Raw genomic sequence first — 17,974 nt, 5'->3', positions numbered from 1 at the left:
GACGGACTTTCGAGAAGAGAGGGAAGCCGGATGTTCGGCAACTACCTGATCGGCCTGCGCGAGGGGCTGGAGGCCAGCCTGGTCGTCTGCATCCTCGTCGCCTACCTGGTCAAGACCGGGCGCAAGGACGCGCTGCCGCCGGTGTGGACCGGCATCGGCGTGGCCGTGCTGCTGAGCATGGGCTTCGGCGCGCTGCTCCAGTTCGGCTCGCAGAGCATGACCTTCCAGGCGCAGGAGCTGCTGGGCGGCTCCCTGTCGGTCATCGCGGTCGGCCTGGTGACGTGGATGGTCTTCTGGATGCGGCGCACCGCGCGGCACCTGAAGCGGGAGCTGCACGGCAAGCTCGACGCGGCGCTCGCGATGGGTACGACGGCCCTGGTGGTCACGGCCTTCCTGGCGGTGGGCCGCGAGGGCCTGGAGACCGCCCTGTTCATCTGGGCGGCGGCGGACGCCACCGACGACGGCGTACGGCCGCTGGTCGGGGCGATCCTGGGCCTGCTGACGGCCGTGGTGCTGGGCTGGCTGTTCTACCGCGGGGCACTGCGCATCAACCTGGCGAAGTTCTTCACGTGGACCGGCGCCATGCTGATCGTGGTGGCGGCGGGCGTGCTCGCGTACGGCTTCCACGACCTCCAGGAGGCCGACGTCCTGCCGGGCCTGGGCGCGAAGGCGTTCGACATCAGCGCGCAGATCCCGGTCGACAGCTGGTACGGCACCCTGCTCAAGGGCGTGTTCAACTTCCAGCCGGACCCGACCTGGCTCCAGGTGGCGGTGTGGGCGCTGTATCTGGTCCCCACCCTCCTGGTGTTCTTCGCCCCGGGTAAGGTGACGGCGAACCGAGCCGCCACCAAGGAGTCGAAGCCCGATGAGACGCCGGCCGCCCCGTCGACCGTGGACCACGCCGGTGGCGCTGACGGCGCTGCTGACGGCGGCGACCGGATGCGTGACGGTGCACGGCGAGCGGGAGATGCTCCCCGCGGTGGACAGGGCTGAGGCCGCCAAGGTCCTCCAGCGGTTCAACGACGGCTACAACAAGGCGTACCGCGATCTCGACCCGAAGGTCATCGACCGGGTCGAGAGCGGTCCGCTGGCCGAGATCGGCCACGCGGACATGAGGACGCAGAGCGCCCTGACGCCGGGCGGCAACCCCAAATACCCCTCGCTCGTCCTGGACGACGCGCGCTTCACCATCCCCCAGCAGGCCGGCTGGCCGAAGTTCTTCCTCGCCGACACCCGCAGCAACCGCGACCGCAACCGCTGGTTCGTGGTCTTCCTGCGCGACGGGGCGAAGCAGCCGTGGAAGGCCGCGTATCTGTCGATCCTCAGCACCGACAAGGTGCCGAAGTTCGCCACCGACAAGGACGGTTACGCCGAGGCCGTGCCCGCCGCCCAGGGCAAGGACCCCGGCCTGGCCACCGCCCCGGCCGCGGTGAGCGGCGCCTACGCGGACTATCTACGGACCGGCGAGGGCAAGGTCTTCGCCCCCGGCCCGCGGACCACCGAGCTGCGCGCGGAGCGCGACAAGCTCAGACGGACGCCGACCTTCTGGACGGAGTTCATCGACACCCCCGAGAAGGCCCCGGCCTTCCCCGCGCCGGCGCTGCGCACCGAGGACGGCGGCGCGCTGGTGTTCTTCACCGTGCACCACCGCGAGCGGCGCACGATGGCCGAGGGCCTGCGGCCCGCGATCACCGATCCGCGGACGAGGACGCTGCTCACCGGCGAGCTGAAGAAGTCCGTCACCTACACCCGGGTCTCGGAGTCGGCCGTACGGGTCCCGGCACAGGGCGCGGCCGGACAGGCCGTCTTCCTCAACCGCATCGAGAGCGTGACCGCGGTCCAGGGCGACTAGCCACCGGCCGCCCGTACGGAAGCGGGGTCAGCGCCCGATGGGCCAGGCCGCCGACTCGTGGTGGTCCGGGCGCTCCCCCGCGTACTGCGCGCAGGCGTCGGTGAGGGTCTCCAGCAGCGTCAGCGGGTCGGGCAGCGGCCGCTCCGGGCCCCGCAGCCAGGCCACGTGCTCGTCACCGGGCAGTCGTGAGGGCGCCAGCAGCACATAGCTGCCCCGGCAGTGCCAGCGCAGGCCCGGGTGCTCGTCCATGGTCTCGGGATGGCAGTCCAGCTCGCACGGCCACCACTCGTCCTCGTCGTCCGGGGTGCCGCGGGTGGCGGTGAAGAACAGCATGCGGTCGGGGGCGACCGTCGCGATCGGCCCGACCTCGATGCCGGCGGCGGTCAGCCGGTCCAGGGCCTGCCGGCCGGCCTCGACGGGGACGTCCAGGACGTCGTGCGCGATGCCGGTGGCGGTGATGAAGTTCGCCTCCGGCTGGGCGCGCAGCCACTTGGTGACCTTCTCGGGGTCGGTGGACGCGAGGGTCTGCCAGGCGAAGGAGACGGGGTGGCGGCCGGGCGTCGGACAGCCGATGCGCTCACAGGAACAGCCGTACCCGGACGGGTGAGCGGCCGGGGCCAGTGGGAAGCCCGCCGCCGCCGCGGCCAGGAGCAGTTCCTCGCGGGCGGCCTCCGATGCCGCGTCCGCGCCCGTATCGCCGCCCGCTCCGCTCCTGGGACGGCGCAGCCACTGGGAGAACCTGCTCTTGCGTTCCATCTATCCCCTCACTTCGACCGCGGTCTCCGGTCAATGCTGCCACCATCCTGCGCCTGGTGTGACCGTCGGACGGATCCAGGGGGTGTGAGACCGACCGCTCGCGCGGGCGCGGACGGCGATCTCAGCGCGGGCCGAGACCTCTGAGGGCCAGCTCGACGACGGTGTCCGCGTACGCGTGGGTGAGCGGCAGGGTGCGGGTCTGCCAGCGGTGGAAGAGGGGGCCGACCAGGAGTTCCAGGGCGATACGGAGATCGACGTCCGCGGCCACCTGCCCGGCCAGTTGCGCGGCCCGCAGCCGTCGTACGTACGCCTGGAGCTGGGGTTCGAGGACCTTCTCGGTGAGCGCGCGGCCGAGCTCGGGGTCGTTCTGGGTCTCGGCGCTCAGCGCGCGGGTCGCGGCGTCGAGGCGTTCGCTGGTCAGCTCGTCCACGGTGGCCCGCAGGACGAACTTGAGGTCGGCCTCCAGGTCACCGGTGTCGGGCAGCTCCACCGAGGCCGCGTCCTCGACGCCCTCGGGCACGCACGCCTCGAAGAGGACGGCCGCCTTGGAGGGCCACCAGCGGTAGATCGTCTGCTTGCCCACGCCGGCGCGGGCGGCGATGGCCTCGATGGTCAGCTTCGAGAAGCCGACCTCGCCGACGAGTTCGAGGGCCGCGTCGAGGATCGCCCGGCGGGAGCGCTCGCTGCGGCGGGTGGCGTCGGGGGTCTTGGGTGCGGGTGGCTTGTTGGACATGGCCCGCATCCTAGCGAGGCAGAAGGCGAGACGTATCGTCTTGACAAGACGTCGCGTCTCGTTCAGTCTGATGAGTGAAGCGAGACGGATCGTCTCGCCCAACGGAAAGGGGAACCCCATGAGCCGGGGCAGCGCGGGCGGAATGCTCGGAGTCGGCGGCACCCGCAGCAACCTCTCCCGGACCGCGATCCGCGGCGCCGGACGGGGCGGCCGAGGCGGTGGCGGCACGGATGTGAACGCCCAGAAGCGAGAGCTGCTGCGGAAGTTGCGGGAGGGGCGGAGCGGAACCGCGGGCACGTGAGCGTGCCACGGGTAAACCACCCGTACGGTTCATGCGCCAAAGCCCGTGGAGCGAGGACGATTTGGGCACGTACGACAACCCCGTACGTGCCCAACGCCCCCGTGAGGAGCACTCCTTGCGCAATGCCCCACGCCCTGCCGCGGTGCGGCGGGAACCCTCTCCGCGGCGCTATCTGATGTGCCCGCCGACGTACTTCAAGGTCACGTATTCGATCAACCCCTGGATGGACCCCGACAAGCCCGTCGATCTGCCGCTCGCCCTCGCGCAGTGGGAGGACCTCCGCGACCGCTATCTCGCCCTCGGCCACACCGTCGAGGAGCTCACGCCCCGCCCCGAACTGCCCGACATGGTCTTCGCCGCCAACGGCGCCACGGTCGTCGGCGGCCGGGTCCTCGGCGCCCGCTTCGCCCATCCCGAGCGGGCGGCGGAGGCGGCGGTGCACGCGGAGTGGTTCCGGGCGCACGGCTACGCCGACGTCCTCGAACCCGAGCACATCAACGAGGGCGAGGGCGACTTCGCCGTCACCGCGTCCTGGCTGCTCGCCGGGCGCGGCTTCCGCAGCAGCCCGCTGTCGCACCCCGAGGCGCAGGAGTTCTTCGGCCGCCCGGTGATCGGGCTCGATCTCGTCGACCCGCGCTACTACCACCTCGACACGGCGCTGTCCGTGCTCGACGGTGACGAGGTCATGTACTACCCCGGCGCGTTCTCACCGGGCAGCCGGGCGGTGCTGGAGCGGCTCTTCCCCGACGCGCTGATCGCGACGGAGGAGGACGCGTCGGCGCTGGGCCTGAACGCGGTCTGCGACGGCCGGCACGTGCTGCTGCCGCAGGCGGCGGTCGGGCTGTTCGATCCGCTGAGGGAGCGGGGATACGAGCCGATCGGGCTGGACCTGGGCGAGCTGCTCAAGGGAGGCGGCAGCGTGAAGTGCTGCACGCAGGAGCTGAGGTAGCGGGTGCGACGGCCCGGCCGGGGGTGGCGGGGCCGACCAGGCCCCGCACCCTCCCGCCGCTCCGGCGAGAGGTCAGACGGCGGGGGGCCAGTCGTCGCCCCAGTCCGTGTCGCGGGCGGCCTTGTACTGGGCCCCATGGCGCTTGCTGACCGTCTCCCGGGTCAGAGCGTCGTGCGGGGTGCACAGGTCCAGGAGGACCTGGCCCTTGCGGATCTGGGGCTTGCGGATGACGCGAGCGGGGGCGGGCGGCACGTCCAGGTCGCGCACCGCCGCCACGTAGGAGAACTTCTCGTCCTCGTACGGCAGCGAGCCTCCCTTCACCTGCCGGTGGAGGGAGGAGCGGCTCACCCGGGCCGAGAAGTGGCACCAGTCCTTGCCCGGCTCTATCGGGCAGGCCGCGCTGTGCGGGCAGGGCGCGACGACCCGGAAGCCGGCGGCGACGAGGCGGTCGCGGGCCTCGATGATCCGCAGGTAGCCGTCGGGCGTGCCCGGCTCGATCATCACCACGGCCCGCGCGGCGCGGGCCGCCTCCTCGGTCACCGAGCGGCGGTCGGCCTCGGTGAGTTCGCCGAGCACGTAGGAGACGGTGACCAGGTCCGTACCGTCCGGGACCGCGAGGCCGCTGCCGATGGTCTGCCGGTGCCACCGCGCGGCGCGCAGGGACGCGGAGTCCGCGCCGCGCGCCAGCTCACCACCGAGCGCGAGGGCGGGCTCGGCCCAGTCGAGGACGGTGGTCTCCCGGGGGCCCTCCCAGGTGGCCGCCACGGCCCAGGTCGCGGCTCCCGTGCCGCCGCCGACGTCCACGTGCGAGGCCGGTTCCCACTCCGGGAGCCGGTCGCGGAACGCCTCCAGCGCGGACCGTACGGCCTCGAAGGTCGCGGGCATCCGGTACGCGGCGTAGGCGACGACGTCGGAGCGGTCACGCAGCACCGGCGTGTGGGTCGGGGTACGCCCCCGGTAGTTGGCGATCAGCCGCTCGACGGCCTGCGCGGCCTGCCGGGGCGGCAACCCGTCGAGCAGCTCGGCCAGCGCGGTACGCAGATCCGAGCCGGTCCGGGGCGAGGAATGGGGGGCGTGCATTCGAGCGAGTCTATGCCGTCCGGGAAACGTCAGTCCCGCACGCGCCAGGGGCGGCAGAGAACGACGAAGCACCCCACGGCCGCGAGCGCGCACCCCAGCTGCGCCACGGCCATCGGCACGGCCGTCCCCTCCCCCGCGATCCCCACCAGCGGGGAGACCAGCGCCCCCAGCAGGAACGTGGACGTACCCAGCAGCGCCGAGGCCGAGCCCGCCGCCCGGCGGGACCGCATCAGGGCCTGGGCGTTCGTGTTCGGCATCGCCAGGCCCATCGCGGACATCAGTACGAACAGCCCGGCCGCGATCGGCGCCAGTCCGACCCGGCCGAAGACGCCGGAGGTCATCAGCAGCAGCGCCACCGACGCCAGGGTGATCACCGCGAGGCCCACCGCGAGCACCTTGTCGAGGCTGACGCGCCCGATCAGCACCTTGCCGTTGAGCTGGCCGACGGCCACCAGCCCGATGGAGTTGACGCCGAAGAGCAGGCTGAAGGTCTGCGGGGAGGCGCCGTAGATCTCCTGGACCACGAAGGGCGAGGCGGAGATGTAGGCGAAGAGCGCGGCGAACGTGAAGCCGCCGGCGAGCATGTAGCCGGTGAAGACGCGGTCGGCGAGCAGCGAGCCCATCGCGCGCAGGGCCGCGCCGAGGCCGCCGTCCTGCCGCCGGTCGGGCGGGAGCGTCTCGGGGAGCCGGCGCCAGACGACGACGGTGAGGAGGAGACCGATGGCGGTGAGGACGACGAAGACGCCCCGCCAGTCGGTGACGCGCATCACCTGCCCGCCGATGAGGGGCGCGACGACGGGGGCGACGCCGGAGACGAGCATGAGGGTGGAGAAGAAGCGGGCCATGGCGACGCCGTCGTAGAGGTCGCGGACGACGGCCCGCGCGATGACGATCCCCGCGGCACCGGCCAGGCCCTGGACGAGCCGGAAGGCGATGAGCAGCTCGGCGGTCGGCGCGAGGGCGCACACCGCGGTGGCGAGGACGTAGACGACCATGCCGACGAGGAGGGGGCGGCGGCGCCCCCACTTGTCGCTCATGGGGCCGACGACGAGCTGCCCCAGCGCCATGCCCATGAGGCAGGCGGTGAGTGTGAGCTGGACGGTCGCGGCGGGGCTGTGAAGGGCGTCGGTGACCTCGGGCAGCGCCGGGAGGTACATGTCCATGGACAGCGGCGGGAGCGCGGTGAGGCCGCCGAGGACGAGCGTGAGGAGCAGGCCCGTGCGCCGGGCGGCGGTTATTCGCGGGTCTGCGGGGTCCTTCTGGGCGGGCTGGGGCTCGGCCGTGCCGGGGCCGCTGCCGGGGTCCGTCATGCGTCGCTCTCCATGGTTGTCGGCGGTTCGACCATGGTGTCATGACCGTCAACGGCCCCCGGCCCTTACGGATCAGTCCGGCACGAGCCCCGGACCGCCCGCCTCGGAGACGAAGGAGGCGGCGGTGGAGACGGGCGCGCCGGGCGTGGTGACCTTGGGGAGCGTCCGGAAGTCGGCGCGGACGCGGTCCTGGTCGAGGGAGACGACCACATAGCCGCGGCGGCCGTCGTAGTACTTCATGTGCGGGTTGGCGGCCGTCATGGCCTCCCAGTCCTCGGGCTTCTCCTCCCCGTCGAAGCCGCTGGAGACGGAGGTGCCGAGGAGTTCGACACCGAGGGTGCGGGAGTCGGGGTCGTCGAAGTCCTCCTTGATGTCGAGGGCGTAGTGGACGTGGTCGTCGCCGCTGAGGACGACGAGGTTGGCGACACCGGCCGCTTCGACGCCGTCCAGGACACGGCGGCGGGAGGCGGGGTAGCCGTCCCAGGCGTCCATGGAGACCTTGGAGCGGCCCGGGTTCTCCTTGCGCTGGGAGAAGCAGACCTGCTGGGGGACGACGTTCCAGAGGGCGGTGGAGGCGTGGAGGCCGTCGAGGAGCCAGCGCTCCTGCTCGGCGCCGGTGAGCGTACGGGCGGGATCCTCCGACTCGGGGCCCGGGTAGCGCCAGCCGTCGCCGTACGCCTGGTCGGAGCGGTACTGCCGGGTGTCGAGGATGTCGAACTGCGCGAGCCGCCCGTACCGGAAGCGGCGGTAGAGCCTCATGTCGGGGCCGCTCGGGCGCTGCGCCTGCCGGAGCGGCATGTTCTCCCAGTAGGCGCGGTAGGCGGCGGCGCGGCGGGCCCGGAAGACGTCGACGGGCAGCTTGTCCTGGGAGATGTCGCCGGCGTAGTTGTTCTCGACCTCGTGGTCGTCCCAGGTGACGTACCAGGGGTGGGCGGCGTGCGCGGCCTGGAGGTCGGCGTCGGTCTTGTAGAGGGCGTAGCGCTGCCGGAAGTCGTCGAGGTCGACGGTCCAGTGGTTGTAGAACGCGGGGATGGGGGTGGTGTACTTCCGGGCGCCGGCCCGGGCGTCGATGGCGTTCTCGTACATGTAGTCCCCGACGAAGAACACGGCGTCGAGCTCCTCGTCCGCGAGGTGGCGCAGCGCCGTGTAGTAGCCCTCGTCGTACTGCTGACAGGAGATCAGCCCGAAGCGCGCCTCGCAGAGGGCCGCGTCGTTCGCGGGGGCGGTCCGGGTGCGGCCCACGGGGCTGATCCACTGGCCGACGCGGAAGCGGTACCAGTAGACGCGGTCGGGCCGGAGGCCGCGTACGTCCAGGTGCACGGTGTGGTTGTCCTGTGCCGGGGCGTCGGCGGTGCCGCGCTGCTCGACGTGGCCGAACGATTCGTCGGTGGCCAGCTCCCATTCGACGGATACGGAGCCCTGGGCGGGCAGTCCGTTGCCCACGTCGTGCGGGCGGGGGGCGAGTCGGGTCCACAGCACGACGGAGTCCGGTAACGGATCACCGGAGGCTATGCCGAGGGTGAAGGGGTTCTCGGTGGGCGTCGGGGATGCGGGGGGCGTCATCCCTTCAATGTGCGCGCGGAAGTGGCTGCTGTGAAGGGGTGTGCAACGCCTTGTCGAGGTGGCGCGAAGGGCTTCAAGAGCCGGTCGGGGAGGGGCTGTTGGGCCGCTGGGAGAGGGCGGCCCAGCCCGAATCCCCCCTCCCCATCGAACGTATACCCGAGGAATGCCAGTACGAGTTCGTTGAGCATTAAATAACCGGAACATCCGGAGGAAATCACCCCTCTCCCACTGAGGTTGATTTGAGGTTTCCGGAAAGCCTTACCGGCAGTGTCAGGTGTCGCTACGCTGAAAGCGCCCAATAGACGAGCGCAATACCATCATCGGGGGTGGATCAATTGCATGTGCTACTCGTGGCGCCGGGCCTGGCTCTCACCGTCGTACTTCTGCAGGGCTGGCTGAAGTTCGTATCGCGCGAACCACCGAACGGAAAGAAACACGGCCTCCAGATGGAGGATTCCATCTGGTGGATCGACTGGATCGTGACCGCGTCCATCGCCCTCGTGGTGCTGGTGATCGCGGCCAGCTACGACGGCAAGCCCACCGCGACCCTGCAGGTGGCCCTGGGGTTCGGGGTACTGTTCCTGGGATACAGCGTCATCCCGTTCTTCGTACGGCAGGTCTGCTACGACGGCAGGGGGAAAATCAAAAGCTGGAAGCATATCGCCGTGGTGAACTTCGCGGGGATGGCCATTCTGCTTTCGTCCGCGGCCGTGGGAGCGAACGTCAATGGGATATGACGACCGGCAAGAAGGCCCAGCTGCGGCGCCACCGGCGCCCGCACGCGAACGCAAGAAGGACATCGGCGCGATAGCCGGCGCCGGAGCGACGGGCATCGCGTGCGGCATATCGGTGGTGAGTTCCCTCGGACTGGCCTCGGGCGGGGTCACCCTCGCCGTCGGCATGGCGATCTCAGGAGCCGTCACAGCCATAGCCAAATGGCGAAACCGCGTCCGGTAGCGGGCGGTTCGGGTTCCTTGCCGGGGGATGCCCGGCACCCACCCCGGCAAGGACGGGGCTCCGCGGGGCCCGTCCAGACCGAGCACACCGTCCGTCGCATGTGGCTACTGTGGAGCCACAACAGTGGGCGCCGGTCACGGTATCGCTCGCGCAAGGGAGCCCACATGAGCGCGCACCCGATGGAACACGGTGACGAACCGATCATCGATCGCCCGGACAGAACCATCTCCGCCCTCAGACAGGCCCTGGCTCGCGTGGCCCCGGGGAAGCTCCCGCTGATGGAGTCCGAGCGGGACGAGGTGCTCACTCCCTAGATGGGGTGCGGGCACACCCAGATCCAGGTGGAGATCAGCCTCCCTCCCTTGGCGTGGATCAGCTTCAACGGCCTGTCACAGAGACCGGGATCGTTGCCGTCGTCGCCGTGCAGACGCCTCTCGATCACGACGTGATTGACCGTGAACCCTTCACCTTCGAGGAAGTCCTTGGCGAACTGCTCGGGCGCCGACTGAAACGATGCCTTTTCCGCGTCGCTCAAGTCGACTTCGAAGACCTCGATCTCCTGGACCGACTCGTTCTCGGTCTCCCGCCTGATCCTGGCCATGAGAAGGTCACCTCCACTCGAACCTCCCCTTCAGTCTGGGCCCCCTTTCGACCACCGCAAGTGCAGCGGACACGCCCCGTTCCGGCGTCGCAGCGCCGGCAGCTCCGGCCGCGAGGGCGCCCACTGATCTCAGCGGATGACGCCATGGGCGGGCGAGGGGTGGGCTATGGCGCATTCGACGGATCGCGTGACCGAACCGCGCTGACGTCGTTCCGGCCAGCGCAGGGCGAAGCGATAGTCGGATCGGAAGGGGGCCCGAGTCGAGGCGCACTTGCCGTGGAAGGCCGCATGACGCCCCATGAGTAGCTGTCAGCAACAACAGCACCCCGCAGCCGGCCGAAGCTGGTGCGGGGACGTGGCCCCTACCGGCGCCGCCGTCGACAGGCAGCGCGGCCCCCATGACGTACGCCGCATCGTCAGAGGCGAGGAAGCGCACACCATGCGCAATCTTACCTGCGGAAACGTCGTTTCCTGGCGTTTCACAGGTAGTGGCCCTTTGCGGGCCCGCACTCCCCATCCGCTCCCCAGTTCTCCCCAGATTCTCCCCAGGAACCGGATGTATCTGGCGAGGTCAGCGCCATTCGAGACGCGCCCGAGCCGCCGTTTCAGCAGCTCGCGGGCATCCTCAAGGCGCGCATCCAGCGCGGAGACTGGAAGCCCCGACGGCCGATCCCGTCGGAGGCCCGGTTGACCGAAGAGTACGAACTCTCACGTCCTACGATCCGCCGGGCGATCGCCGCTCTGGTGGAGGAGGGCGTTCTGTTCGTCGTCCCGCAGCGGGGAACCTACGTCGCGGGTGAGAGCGAGCACGGCCCCGCCTGACAGGCGGCATGATGGGGCGCGCGGCTATGGCCGCGCACCCCGCCGGTCTCGGTCAGGGAAGTGACCGGATCATAGAGTCGAAGACAGGTGCGTCTGCGAATGGGTGCATCTGCCCGAGGTGCTTGTACCCCCACCGTTCGTACAGAGCACGCACCCGGGGGTGGGCGGAGTCGACGAGGAGCGTGACGCGTTCCTCGGGACGGTCAGCCAGCAGACCCCTGTGGATGACCTCTGCGGCACCCGTCTTGCGGCGGCTGGTCAGAACCATGATCTCCGAAAGGGCGAACGTCCTCGTCCCGTCCTCGCGCGTGAACGTCCCGTCCAGGGCCGGGGTGACCTTCGACCACCAGACGGTGTCCTTCGCCAGCGGGGCACCGTAGGCGTACCCCACTGCCGTGTCGCCGTCGTAGCCGATGGTGCATGCCCAGCCGGGCAGGGAGGACCAGTAGTCCACGAACTGTGCGAAGCGCACACGAGTATTGAACTCACTGGGGCTGTCAGCGTATGCCTCGTCATGGATGTCGAGCAGGAGCGTCCTGATCGTGTCGATGTCGTCGGGCCGGTAGTGGCGCAGCTCCAACGGCATGGCGCCTCTCCTCTACTGGTCGGTGTATCCGGTGGCAAGGAGTTCACGGCGGAAGTCGCCGATCATGGAGTGAAAGCGGGCCGAGGCCGCAGACGTGCCGAGCAGGTCCCTTGCTGTGCCGGCCGTGTGTGCCGCCTCTTCGGCGTCGCCCTGCCGCAGCTGGGCAAACGCCAGTTCAATGGCGTACAGGGCACGATTTCGAGTCAGCGCCTCGGGTAGGTGGGCGAGGGCCTGGTGGGCGTAGAACTCGGCCTCGGCAGGACGTGCCAGGGAGAGCGCCGCAACGCATCGCAGGCCGTCAAGTTCCCCCAGGCCGTAGAAAGAGATCCACTCCGGACGGGCGTCTTCATCGACCCGGTCCAAGGCTTCGTGGGCCCAGTCGAAGCTCCGTTTTGCTGCCGTTGCCTCGCCCAGGACTGCGTGGGAGATGCCGGTTCGAGCATGGGCAAGGGAGGCGTACAAGCGGTCGCGGCGGGTCATTACGGCCGACCTCATGGCCTGGGCGGCTGCTAAGGCGTCACCTCGGTGGTCCTGGTGGGCGGCGAGCATGTTGTGCAGATTCCAGAGCCGGTATTGAACCTGGGCATCGTCCGCCAGGCCAGCCAACGTCATAGCCCGGTCGAGATGTGCAGCAGCCACTTCTGGGCGTTGGCTGTCGATCGCGAGCCATGCGGCGGTAGCGGTCGCATCTGCGGCGACGGAGTACAGCATGCCCCTGACGCGCTCGGAGGTGTTCCCGTTGTTGATCAGGTCGACGGCGTGACGTGCGAAGGTCAGAGCCGACGATCCCAGGCTTTGGGTTCCGCCTATGACCTTGTCGTCGAAGTCGAGGCGGTGGACAGCTGCGCGCAGCCGCTCCGCATCGCTGGCACCGACAGTACGGCGGTTCGATGCGGGCTTGCGCGTGGTGGCGGTTAGGGCGGTGCCGCCGGTGGCGGCGAGGAATCTCCGGCGTAGCACTGGGTCCTCCGGCTGATCGGGGGTGCGTGCCGCCGCGGGACTTTCGAACCCGAGGTCGACGGCCGTACATCCGAATACTGCCTCCAGGGCGAGGAGTTGCCGGGTCTGGGGACGCCGGGTCTTTCCGGTCAGCAGGTTGCGGATGTGCCGGTCCGAGAGGGTGCCTCGCTTCCCCGTGATCTGGACCAGAGCATCGTTCAGAGCTTCGGCCAGCTCCCGCTGTTTGAAGCCGTGCTCGTCCATCCGCGCTCGGAGTAAGAGGTTCGCGCCCACGTGGGCACCGTAGCGGCACTGGGACACACGTCCCAGCAGGCAGGTAAAGGCACCTTCAAAATTTCCGGTCCTCGCTGAGTAGCGCGGCGCCCGCTTTTCCTCCCCAACGAACTCGCCGAGTCGTTCACTTCCATGTAGCGCAAGCGCAGCCGCAGTTGGGCGTAAGCAACCGCGCTCCATCTTCGATCTCACCGCGGAGTAGCGACGTGCCGTCTACCAAGACCAGTTCCACCACCACGCTGTATCAGGTCATCCCTATTGACAGCCTGAATGGGCCGAAGGACGCCCCGGTCGCCGTCGAGGTGATACAGGAGACGATCGTCGGCGTCCTTGCTCTGGCCCCCATCAGCACCGCTATCGATCGGGACGCCGTCGCCGATGCCGCCGCCCTGCTGACCGGCCACGTGCAGTTGCTGCTGCCCATGGCGGAAGCGGAGGCTCGACGTCGTCGGCCCGCCTCGATGGGGCCGGGTTTGCTGGGGCACGGGCTCAGGCACGTGCGCTACAGGCTCGAAAAGGAGCCGTGCCCGGACCCGCGTACAGAGACCGAAGCGGCCTACGTCTGGTGCACCGAAATGGCGCGCTACTGCCGAATTCTCCTGGGTGTGACCTCCGATGGAAACGGGGGTGCACGGTGAGCGAGCATGCAGCGCGCCGACCGAGCCGCCAGCGGCGCTTCATCGACCCGGTCGGCACCATTGCCGTCTGGGTGTACGGCATCGGTCAAACGATCACGTTCGGCGGACTCGGCTGGATGGTGTACCAGCAGCAGACACACCACACCTCCTTGCCTCCGCTGTCGTCGGCAACCGCCCCCGACGTGGAGGCGTCGGCCACGACGGATTAACGCACTGCGGTCACGTGGGGCGCGTGCTGAACCTTCCTCGTGCTCCACGCAACGCCCGTCGACCATGACGTGGCACACCCCGTCAACCGGCATAGGAGATCCATCATGGATATGCCGTTTATCGTCGTTGACCAGCTCGATGACGAACAGATCCAGCAGTGGAAGCGCTACTTCGGCGACGCCGACCGTCCCCGGTACGTGGAGGAAGGGATATGGCGGCGCACGCAGGAGGAGGTGAACGCCCAGGAGTCAGGCTGGACAGGGCCCCAGGACGCGCGCCGTCGCATCGTCCACTACCGCTACCGGTACGGGCTCATGGCCACCCAGGCAGCGCCGGCAATCGGACTGAAGGACCTGTACCTCTACCACCACGTGGCGGCGCCGGGCGACGAGATCGACGCGCACGAGAAGTCGGTACGGGCGCACCTGGCCGACGGCGGATGGGTCCGGAACGGGGGGCCGCTGTGGGCGCGCGGCGACCTGCGGTGCAGGGTCACGACCGCCACCACCCACCCGGAGGACGCCAGGGCCCGGCGCTCGCTGCCGGCGGGCTACCGGTCGTTGGACGTGACGGTCACCTCCACGGCCTATCAGCCGCCCCCGTACCTGCGTCAGCGCCCCTGGGAGGTTCTAGCCGGTGGCCTGCGCGTGAAGGACGACCGCGGCAAACCGAACGAGATCGAGGATCTCGCGACGCTCGCCGACTTCTTACCGTTCCACGTCGAGATCGGATGCGGCACCAGTGTGGAGGCGGGCATCCCGCCTCTGCACCGGCTGCACGAGGTGTACCGCGTGACCGATCGGTCCGACAGTGCCTTCGGCCAGGGCCACGCCTTCACCATGAATCCCCAATGTGACCCACTGCTGCGGGAGGTGCTGGCCGCGCCCGAGGAGAAGACCACGGAGTTCGTGGAGATGTTCCGGGCGTGCTTCCTGGCCACCCCGACACCTGCCCTCCGGGCGCTCAAGGAACTCCACGACATGGGCGCCATGGTCGGACCCGTCATTACGAACAACTTCGACGTCTTGGCCGCCCGTGCCGGGCTCGAAGAGCACTTCGTGCGCCGGTACGACCAGCGAATCCCGCCCGTGCCGTTCAGCGACGAAGCGCGAGCCCTGCTGGTGGTCGGCAATCACGCCGACCGGCGCCAGGTCCAGGCTCGGGCCCGGCAACGCGGCATGAAGGTCTTCTACGTCGACCCGGAGGGGTTCGACACGGGCGACGAGTTCGTCCCGTACCCGATCGAGGGCGCACAGGATGACGATTTCCTGTGCCGCACCACCGCCGGCGAGGCGATGCCGGGCCTCGTCAACCTCATGAAAAACAAAGTCAGTTAGCGCCACCTGCGTAATGACGGCCGAGCCGACGCATCGCGCTAGCGTCGCCCTGCACTGGCTCGGCCGTCTGGTCGGCGCTCCCCTGAAAAGAAGGAAGAGCGGAACATGCGCGTATCCGTCATCGGCTGCGGCCACCTTGGGATCCCGCACGCGGTGGGCATGGCTGAGATCGGCCACGAGGTCATCGGCGTGGACGTCGATCAGGCGAAGGTCGACCAGCTGAACGCAGGCGTGGCCCCTATCTACGAGGACGGCTTGCCCGCGCTCCTGGCCAAGCACACGGCATCCGGCCGTCTGCGGTTCACGACCAGCATCGCCGAGGCTGCCGAGGCCGCCGACGTGCACTTCCTCGCGGTGGGGACTCCCATCGACGCGGACGGCCGCAGCTACGACACGGGCCAGGTCTTCGGTGCCGCTCGCGCGCTTGCTCCGCACCTGACCCGCCCATCGGTGATCATCGGGAAGTCGACCGTCACCGTGGGCACCAGTGCTCACCTCGCCGCGCTGGCGGCCCGCCTTTCCCCCGCCGGGGACGCGATCCAGGTCGTATGGAACCCCGAGTTCCTGCGGGAAGGCCACGCGATCGAGGACACGCTTCGTCCTGATCGCATCGTCGTCGGCGTCCCGGGAGCGCCGGCCGAGAAGGTCGTCCGCGAGGTGTACGGCCCTCTCCTGGACGCCGGCGTCCCTCTCATCGTCACCGACTGGGCGACCGCGGAACTGATCAAGGGCGCTGCTAACGCGTACCTCGGGCTGAAGCTGTCGTTCATCAATGCCGTGGCGGACATGTGCACCGCTGCCGGGGCGGACGTCAACACTCTCGCTGCCGCCATCGGCCAAGACATCCGGATCGGAGCAGCGGGCATGCACCCGGGTCTCGGCTATGGCGGTGGATGCCTGCCGAAGGACGTCCGGGCATTTACCGCGTCCGCCGCCCAGCTCGGGGCCATCGACGCCGCGGGGCTCCTGCGAGCCGCCGAGCGGATCAACGAGACCCGGCCGGAGATCGCGCTGCGGCTCGTCGAAAAGGCGCTCGGCGACACCGTGCGCGGCGTCCCCGTGACCGTCTGGGGAGCCGCATTCAAGCCGGGCACGAACGACGTACGCGAGTCGCCGGCGCTCGCACTCTCGCAGCTCCTGCACCGAAAGGGCGCTGCGGTGACCGTGCACGACCCGCACGCCATCCCCGCCGCACTCGTGCGACACCCGGAACTCGACTACGCCGAAGCCCTCGAGGATTCCCTCAGCGGCACCCGCGTCGTCGTCCTGGCCACAGAGTGGCCGCACTACCGCAATGCCGACCCTGCCCGGCTTCGATCGCTGGTTGACGGAGCCGCCGTGGTGGTCGACGTGCGCAACACCTTGGACGCCGAACAGTGGCGGCTGGCGGGCTGGCAAGTCTGGCAGCTCGGACGGCCCGCCGGGACACCCGACAGGTAACCGATCAACCGGAGGAGTCATGGACAGCACCACGGCATGGGCAACCGTCGCGACCCTCAACGACCGGATGCTCGACCATGCTTCGGGACTGCCCGAAAGTGAACTTCAGACGCTCCAGGTTCTCAAGGTCGCCGAGGAGGCCGGCGAGGCTGCGCACGCCATGCACGGCCTACGCGGTACCGCCACCTGCGGCGACGAGCACACCGTGGCTGGCGTGCTGCATGAGCTGACAGGGGCGATCATCGCCGCGATGATCGCGATGACGCGGCTCACCGACAATCCCCAGGCTGAGTTCGACCGCATCTTCTTCGAGCGCACGGGGCGGGCACGCGACTGATCTCATCGGCTGAAGCCCCACCCGCGTGTCGGGTGGGGCTTCAGCCTGCCAGGGGTAGGACTCTGCTCGGCAAACCGCAGCAACGAGCAGAGCGAGGCACGATGACCAGGCAGGAACCGAGGGGCACCGCGGCCCTGATCGTCAACGGGCAGGGCGAATACCTGCTGCACCTGCGCGACAACATCGAAGGCATTTGCGACCCCGGCACCTGGTCACTGCTCGGCGGCAACAGGGACAGCGAGCACGAGACACCAGAAGACGCCATCGCCCGTGAGCTGAAGGAAGAGGTCGGGCTGGTCCTGCCGGACCTTCGGCGGTTCGCCGTGGTGCCGACACACGGCCCGGACGGCGACGGCCAAGCCATGGTGTTCCTGGGGCACTGGGATGGTGACGCACAAGCGCTGCCGCTCACCGAAGGGGTGATGCTGTCCTGGTTCCCCGCCGCCACGATTCCACGGCTGGTCATGTGCCCTTGGGCAGCCTCCGTCATCACTCAGCACGCAGGGACGCCTATGCGATAGGAGACCGAGGTACGCAAAGACGCCCCCGCGGTCTTCGGCCTGGAGGAAGGCGAGTTCCCGGGAGCGGCCCGTTCTGGTGACGCCGCGCGGGCAGCAGCATTGGCATACACGCTCTGCGTCAGGGCATACACCCGCTCGTCCACGATGTCCCGGGGTGCGATGGCGCCGGCCTGCGGGGCCACGGCCACCCGGTACAGGGGCACGTCGAAGACGCCGTCCTGCCCCTGGCGGAGCGCGGGGGGCTGGGGCTGGGCTGCCGGGGTGCCCTGGAGGTAGGCGACGGAGATGCGCTGCCCAGTGCGGGTCAGGCGGATGGTGATCCGGTCAACGCGCGGCTGAGTGCCGGTGTTGGCGGCGATCATCACGTGGCGTTCGGCGTCGGAGTAGTAGTGGAAGCCCTGGGCCGTTGCGTGACCGGGGGCGATGTTGACGGTCATGTCCTGGCTGGTGGCCGTGGTGGCGAGGGGGTCGGCGGGGTCGCTGGTGCGGGGGGCGCGGACGCCGTCGGTCTGCCACATGGACGTCATCTGTGACCACTGCTCGCTCGTGACAGTCGTGCCGGCGCCGCTATCGAAGGGGAAGTAGTACCCGGCCAAAAAATTCCTTTCATGGCGGGTAGAGCTCACTCCGGTGCAGGTGCCCGCGTCCGCAGAGGCGTACTACCCGGCACAAGTAGTTATCGATCCATGCCTTGCGATAACCCATGTGGGTGTGTCGAACCGGCCTGCGGAGTCGAACGGTCATGGCT

22 protein-coding genes and 1 pseudogene are annotated in these 17,974 nt (G+C 69.4%); 13 read left to right on the top strand and 10 right to left on the bottom strand.

Annotated elements, in window-relative coordinates; all coding sequences use genetic code 11:
- Positions 1-30 precede the first annotated feature (30 nt).
- Together efeU and ACZ303_RS06675 are read left to right on the top strand one after the other, a co-directional pair.
- Entirely contained in the window at positions 31-993 is a 963-nt protein-coding gene (gene efeU / locus ACZ303_RS06680; RefSeq protein ID WP_467335687.1) for an iron uptake transporter permease EfeU, read from the top strand.
- Positions 905-1,852, top strand: a complete 948-nt coding sequence (locus ACZ303_RS06675; protein ID WP_467335834.1) for an SCO2278 family lipoprotein — start codon at positions 905-907, stop codon at positions 1,850-1,852. The genes efeU and ACZ303_RS06675 overlap by 89 nt, the downstream gene beginning before the upstream one ends.
- Before the next feature lie 27 nt (positions 1,853-1,879).
- On the opposite strand, the gene ACZ303_RS06670 is transcribed toward ACZ303_RS06675, so the two are convergent.
- Positions 1,880-2,608 (bottom strand): bifunctional DNA primase/polymerase, encoded by a 729-nt coding sequence (locus tag ACZ303_RS06670; protein ID WP_467335685.1) that lies wholly within the window; start codon positions 2,606-2,608, stop codon positions 1,880-1,882.
- Between the two features lie 121 nt (positions 2,609-2,729).
- Positions 2,730-3,341 (bottom strand): TetR/AcrR family transcriptional regulator, encoded by a 612-nt coding sequence (locus tag ACZ303_RS06665; RefSeq protein WP_467335683.1) that lies wholly within the window; start codon positions 3,339-3,341, stop codon positions 2,730-2,732.
- Positions 3,342-3,459: 118 nt separating this feature from the next.
- Here ACZ303_RS06665 and ACZ303_RS06660 point away from each other — a divergent pair, with 118 nt between their 5' ends.
- Both ACZ303_RS06660 and ddaH read left to right on the top strand, forming a co-directional pair.
- Complete coding sequence (locus ACZ303_RS06660) at positions 3,460-3,642, top strand: DUF6243 family protein (protein WP_467335681.1); 183 nt, start codon at positions 3,460-3,462, stop codon at positions 3,640-3,642.
- 115 nt (positions 3,643-3,757) lie between these two features.
- Positions 3,758-4,591 (top strand): dimethylargininase, encoded by an 834-nt coding sequence (gene ddaH, locus ACZ303_RS06655; protein ID WP_467335679.1) that lies wholly within the window; start codon positions 3,758-3,760, stop codon positions 4,589-4,591.
- A 72-nt stretch (positions 4,592-4,663) separates the two neighbouring features.
- Here the strand turns inward: ddaH and ACZ303_RS06650 are convergent, their stop codons facing one another.
- From ACZ303_RS06650 to ACZ303_RS06640, 3 genes are all read right to left on the bottom strand, one after another.
- Positions 4,664-5,671 (bottom strand): small ribosomal subunit Rsm22 family protein, encoded by a 1,008-nt coding sequence (locus tag ACZ303_RS06650; RefSeq protein WP_467335677.1) that lies wholly within the window; start codon positions 5,669-5,671, stop codon positions 4,664-4,666.
- 29 nt (positions 5,672-5,700) lie between these two features.
- Positions 5,701-6,981, bottom strand: a complete 1,281-nt coding sequence (locus tag ACZ303_RS06645) for a multidrug effflux MFS transporter (RefSeq protein ID WP_467335675.1) — start codon at positions 6,979-6,981, stop codon at positions 5,701-5,703.
- Positions 6,982-7,053: 72 nt separating this feature from the next.
- Positions 7,054-8,544 (bottom strand): alkaline phosphatase D family protein, encoded by a 1,491-nt coding sequence (locus ACZ303_RS06640; RefSeq protein ID WP_467335673.1) that lies wholly within the window; start codon positions 8,542-8,544, stop codon positions 7,054-7,056.
- A gap of 326 nt (positions 8,545-8,870) precedes the next feature.
- Between ACZ303_RS06640 and ACZ303_RS06635 the strand changes: the two genes are divergently transcribed.
- Complete coding sequence (locus ACZ303_RS06635; RefSeq protein ID WP_467335671.1) at positions 8,871-9,281, top strand: hypothetical protein; 411 nt, start codon at positions 8,871-8,873, stop codon at positions 9,279-9,281.
- A gap of 384 nt (positions 9,282-9,665) precedes the next feature.
- On the top strand, positions 9,666-9,815 hold the full coding sequence (locus ACZ303_RS06630) for a hypothetical protein (protein ID WP_467335669.1): 150 nt from the start codon (positions 9,666-9,668) through the stop codon (positions 9,813-9,815).
- Here the strand turns inward: ACZ303_RS06630 and ACZ303_RS06625 are convergent.
- Together ACZ303_RS06625 and ACZ303_RS06620 are read right to left on the bottom strand one after the other, a co-directional pair.
- Positions 9,812-10,102, bottom strand: coding sequence for a hypothetical protein (locus tag ACZ303_RS06625; protein ID WP_467335667.1), 291 nt, complete (start codon positions 10,100-10,102; stop codon positions 9,812-9,814). The two genes, ACZ303_RS06630 and ACZ303_RS06625, sit on opposite strands and share 4 nt — an antisense overlap.
- 355 nt (positions 10,103-10,457) lie before the next feature.
- Positions 10,458-10,553: pseudogene (locus tag ACZ303_RS06620) on the bottom strand (beta-ketoacyl-ACP reductase); the annotation flags it as partial.
- Positions 10,554-10,681: 128 nt separating this feature from the next.
- Here ACZ303_RS06620 and ACZ303_RS06615 point away from each other — a divergent pair.
- Positions 10,682-10,924, top strand: coding sequence for a GntR family transcriptional regulator (locus ACZ303_RS06615; RefSeq protein WP_467335832.1), 243 nt, complete (start codon positions 10,682-10,684; stop codon positions 10,922-10,924).
- Between the two features lie 52 nt (positions 10,925-10,976).
- Here ACZ303_RS06615 and ACZ303_RS06610 read toward each other — a convergent pair whose 3' ends face one another.
- Together ACZ303_RS06610 and ACZ303_RS06605 are read right to left on the bottom strand one after the other, a co-directional pair.
- Positions 10,977-11,510 (bottom strand): GNAT family N-acetyltransferase, encoded by a 534-nt coding sequence (locus ACZ303_RS06610; protein WP_467335665.1) that lies wholly within the window; start codon positions 11,508-11,510, stop codon positions 10,977-10,979.
- Positions 11,511-11,522: 12 nt separating this feature from the next.
- On the bottom strand, positions 11,523-12,713 hold the full coding sequence (locus ACZ303_RS06605) for an XRE family transcriptional regulator (RefSeq protein WP_467335663.1): 1,191 nt from the start codon (positions 12,711-12,713) through the stop codon (positions 11,523-11,525).
- Between the two features lie 236 nt (positions 12,714-12,949).
- Here ACZ303_RS06605 and ACZ303_RS06600 point away from each other — a divergent pair, with 236 nt between their 5' ends.
- From ACZ303_RS06600 to ACZ303_RS06575, 6 genes are all read left to right on the top strand, one after another.
- Complete coding sequence (locus ACZ303_RS06600; protein ID WP_467335661.1) at positions 12,950-13,381, top strand: DUF6415 family natural product biosynthesis protein; 432 nt, start codon at positions 12,950-12,952, stop codon at positions 13,379-13,381.
- Positions 13,378-13,590, top strand: a complete 213-nt coding sequence (locus ACZ303_RS06595) for a hypothetical protein (protein WP_467335659.1) — start codon at positions 13,378-13,380, stop codon at positions 13,588-13,590. The genes ACZ303_RS06600 and ACZ303_RS06595 overlap by 4 nt, the downstream gene beginning before the upstream one ends.
- 105 nt (positions 13,591-13,695) lie before the next feature.
- Positions 13,696-14,928 carry an SIR2 family protein gene (locus tag ACZ303_RS06590; protein WP_467335830.1) on the top strand — a complete coding sequence of 411 codons (1,233 nt, stop codon included), beginning with the start codon at positions 13,696-13,698 and terminating at the stop codon, positions 14,926-14,928.
- A 105-nt stretch (positions 14,929-15,033) separates the two neighbouring features.
- Positions 15,034-16,368: a UDP-glucose dehydrogenase family protein gene (locus ACZ303_RS06585; RefSeq protein WP_467335657.1), complete on the top strand. Its 1,335-nt coding sequence runs from the start codon at positions 15,034-15,036 to the stop codon at positions 16,366-16,368.
- 19 nt (positions 16,369-16,387) lie between these two features.
- A complete protein-coding gene (locus ACZ303_RS06580) occupies positions 16,388-16,705 on the top strand; it encodes a hypothetical protein (RefSeq protein ID WP_467335655.1) in 318 nt (105 codons plus the stop codon).
- A gap of 101 nt (positions 16,706-16,806) precedes the next feature.
- Complete coding sequence (locus ACZ303_RS06575) at positions 16,807-17,226, top strand: NUDIX domain-containing protein (protein ID WP_467335653.1); 420 nt, start codon at positions 16,807-16,809, stop codon at positions 17,224-17,226.
- Here the strand turns inward: ACZ303_RS06575 and ACZ303_RS06570 are convergent.
- Positions 17,199-17,753 (bottom strand): hypothetical protein, encoded by a 555-nt coding sequence (locus tag ACZ303_RS06570; protein ID WP_467335651.1) that lies wholly within the window; start codon positions 17,751-17,753, stop codon positions 17,199-17,201. The two genes, ACZ303_RS06575 and ACZ303_RS06570, sit on opposite strands and share 28 nt — an antisense overlap.
- Positions 17,754-17,974 lie beyond the last annotated feature (221 nt).

The sequence above is a fragment of the Streptomyces sp. NPDC023527 genome, from assembly GCF_055560115.1.
This window is presented reverse-complemented; position numbering and strand designations above follow the sequence as displayed.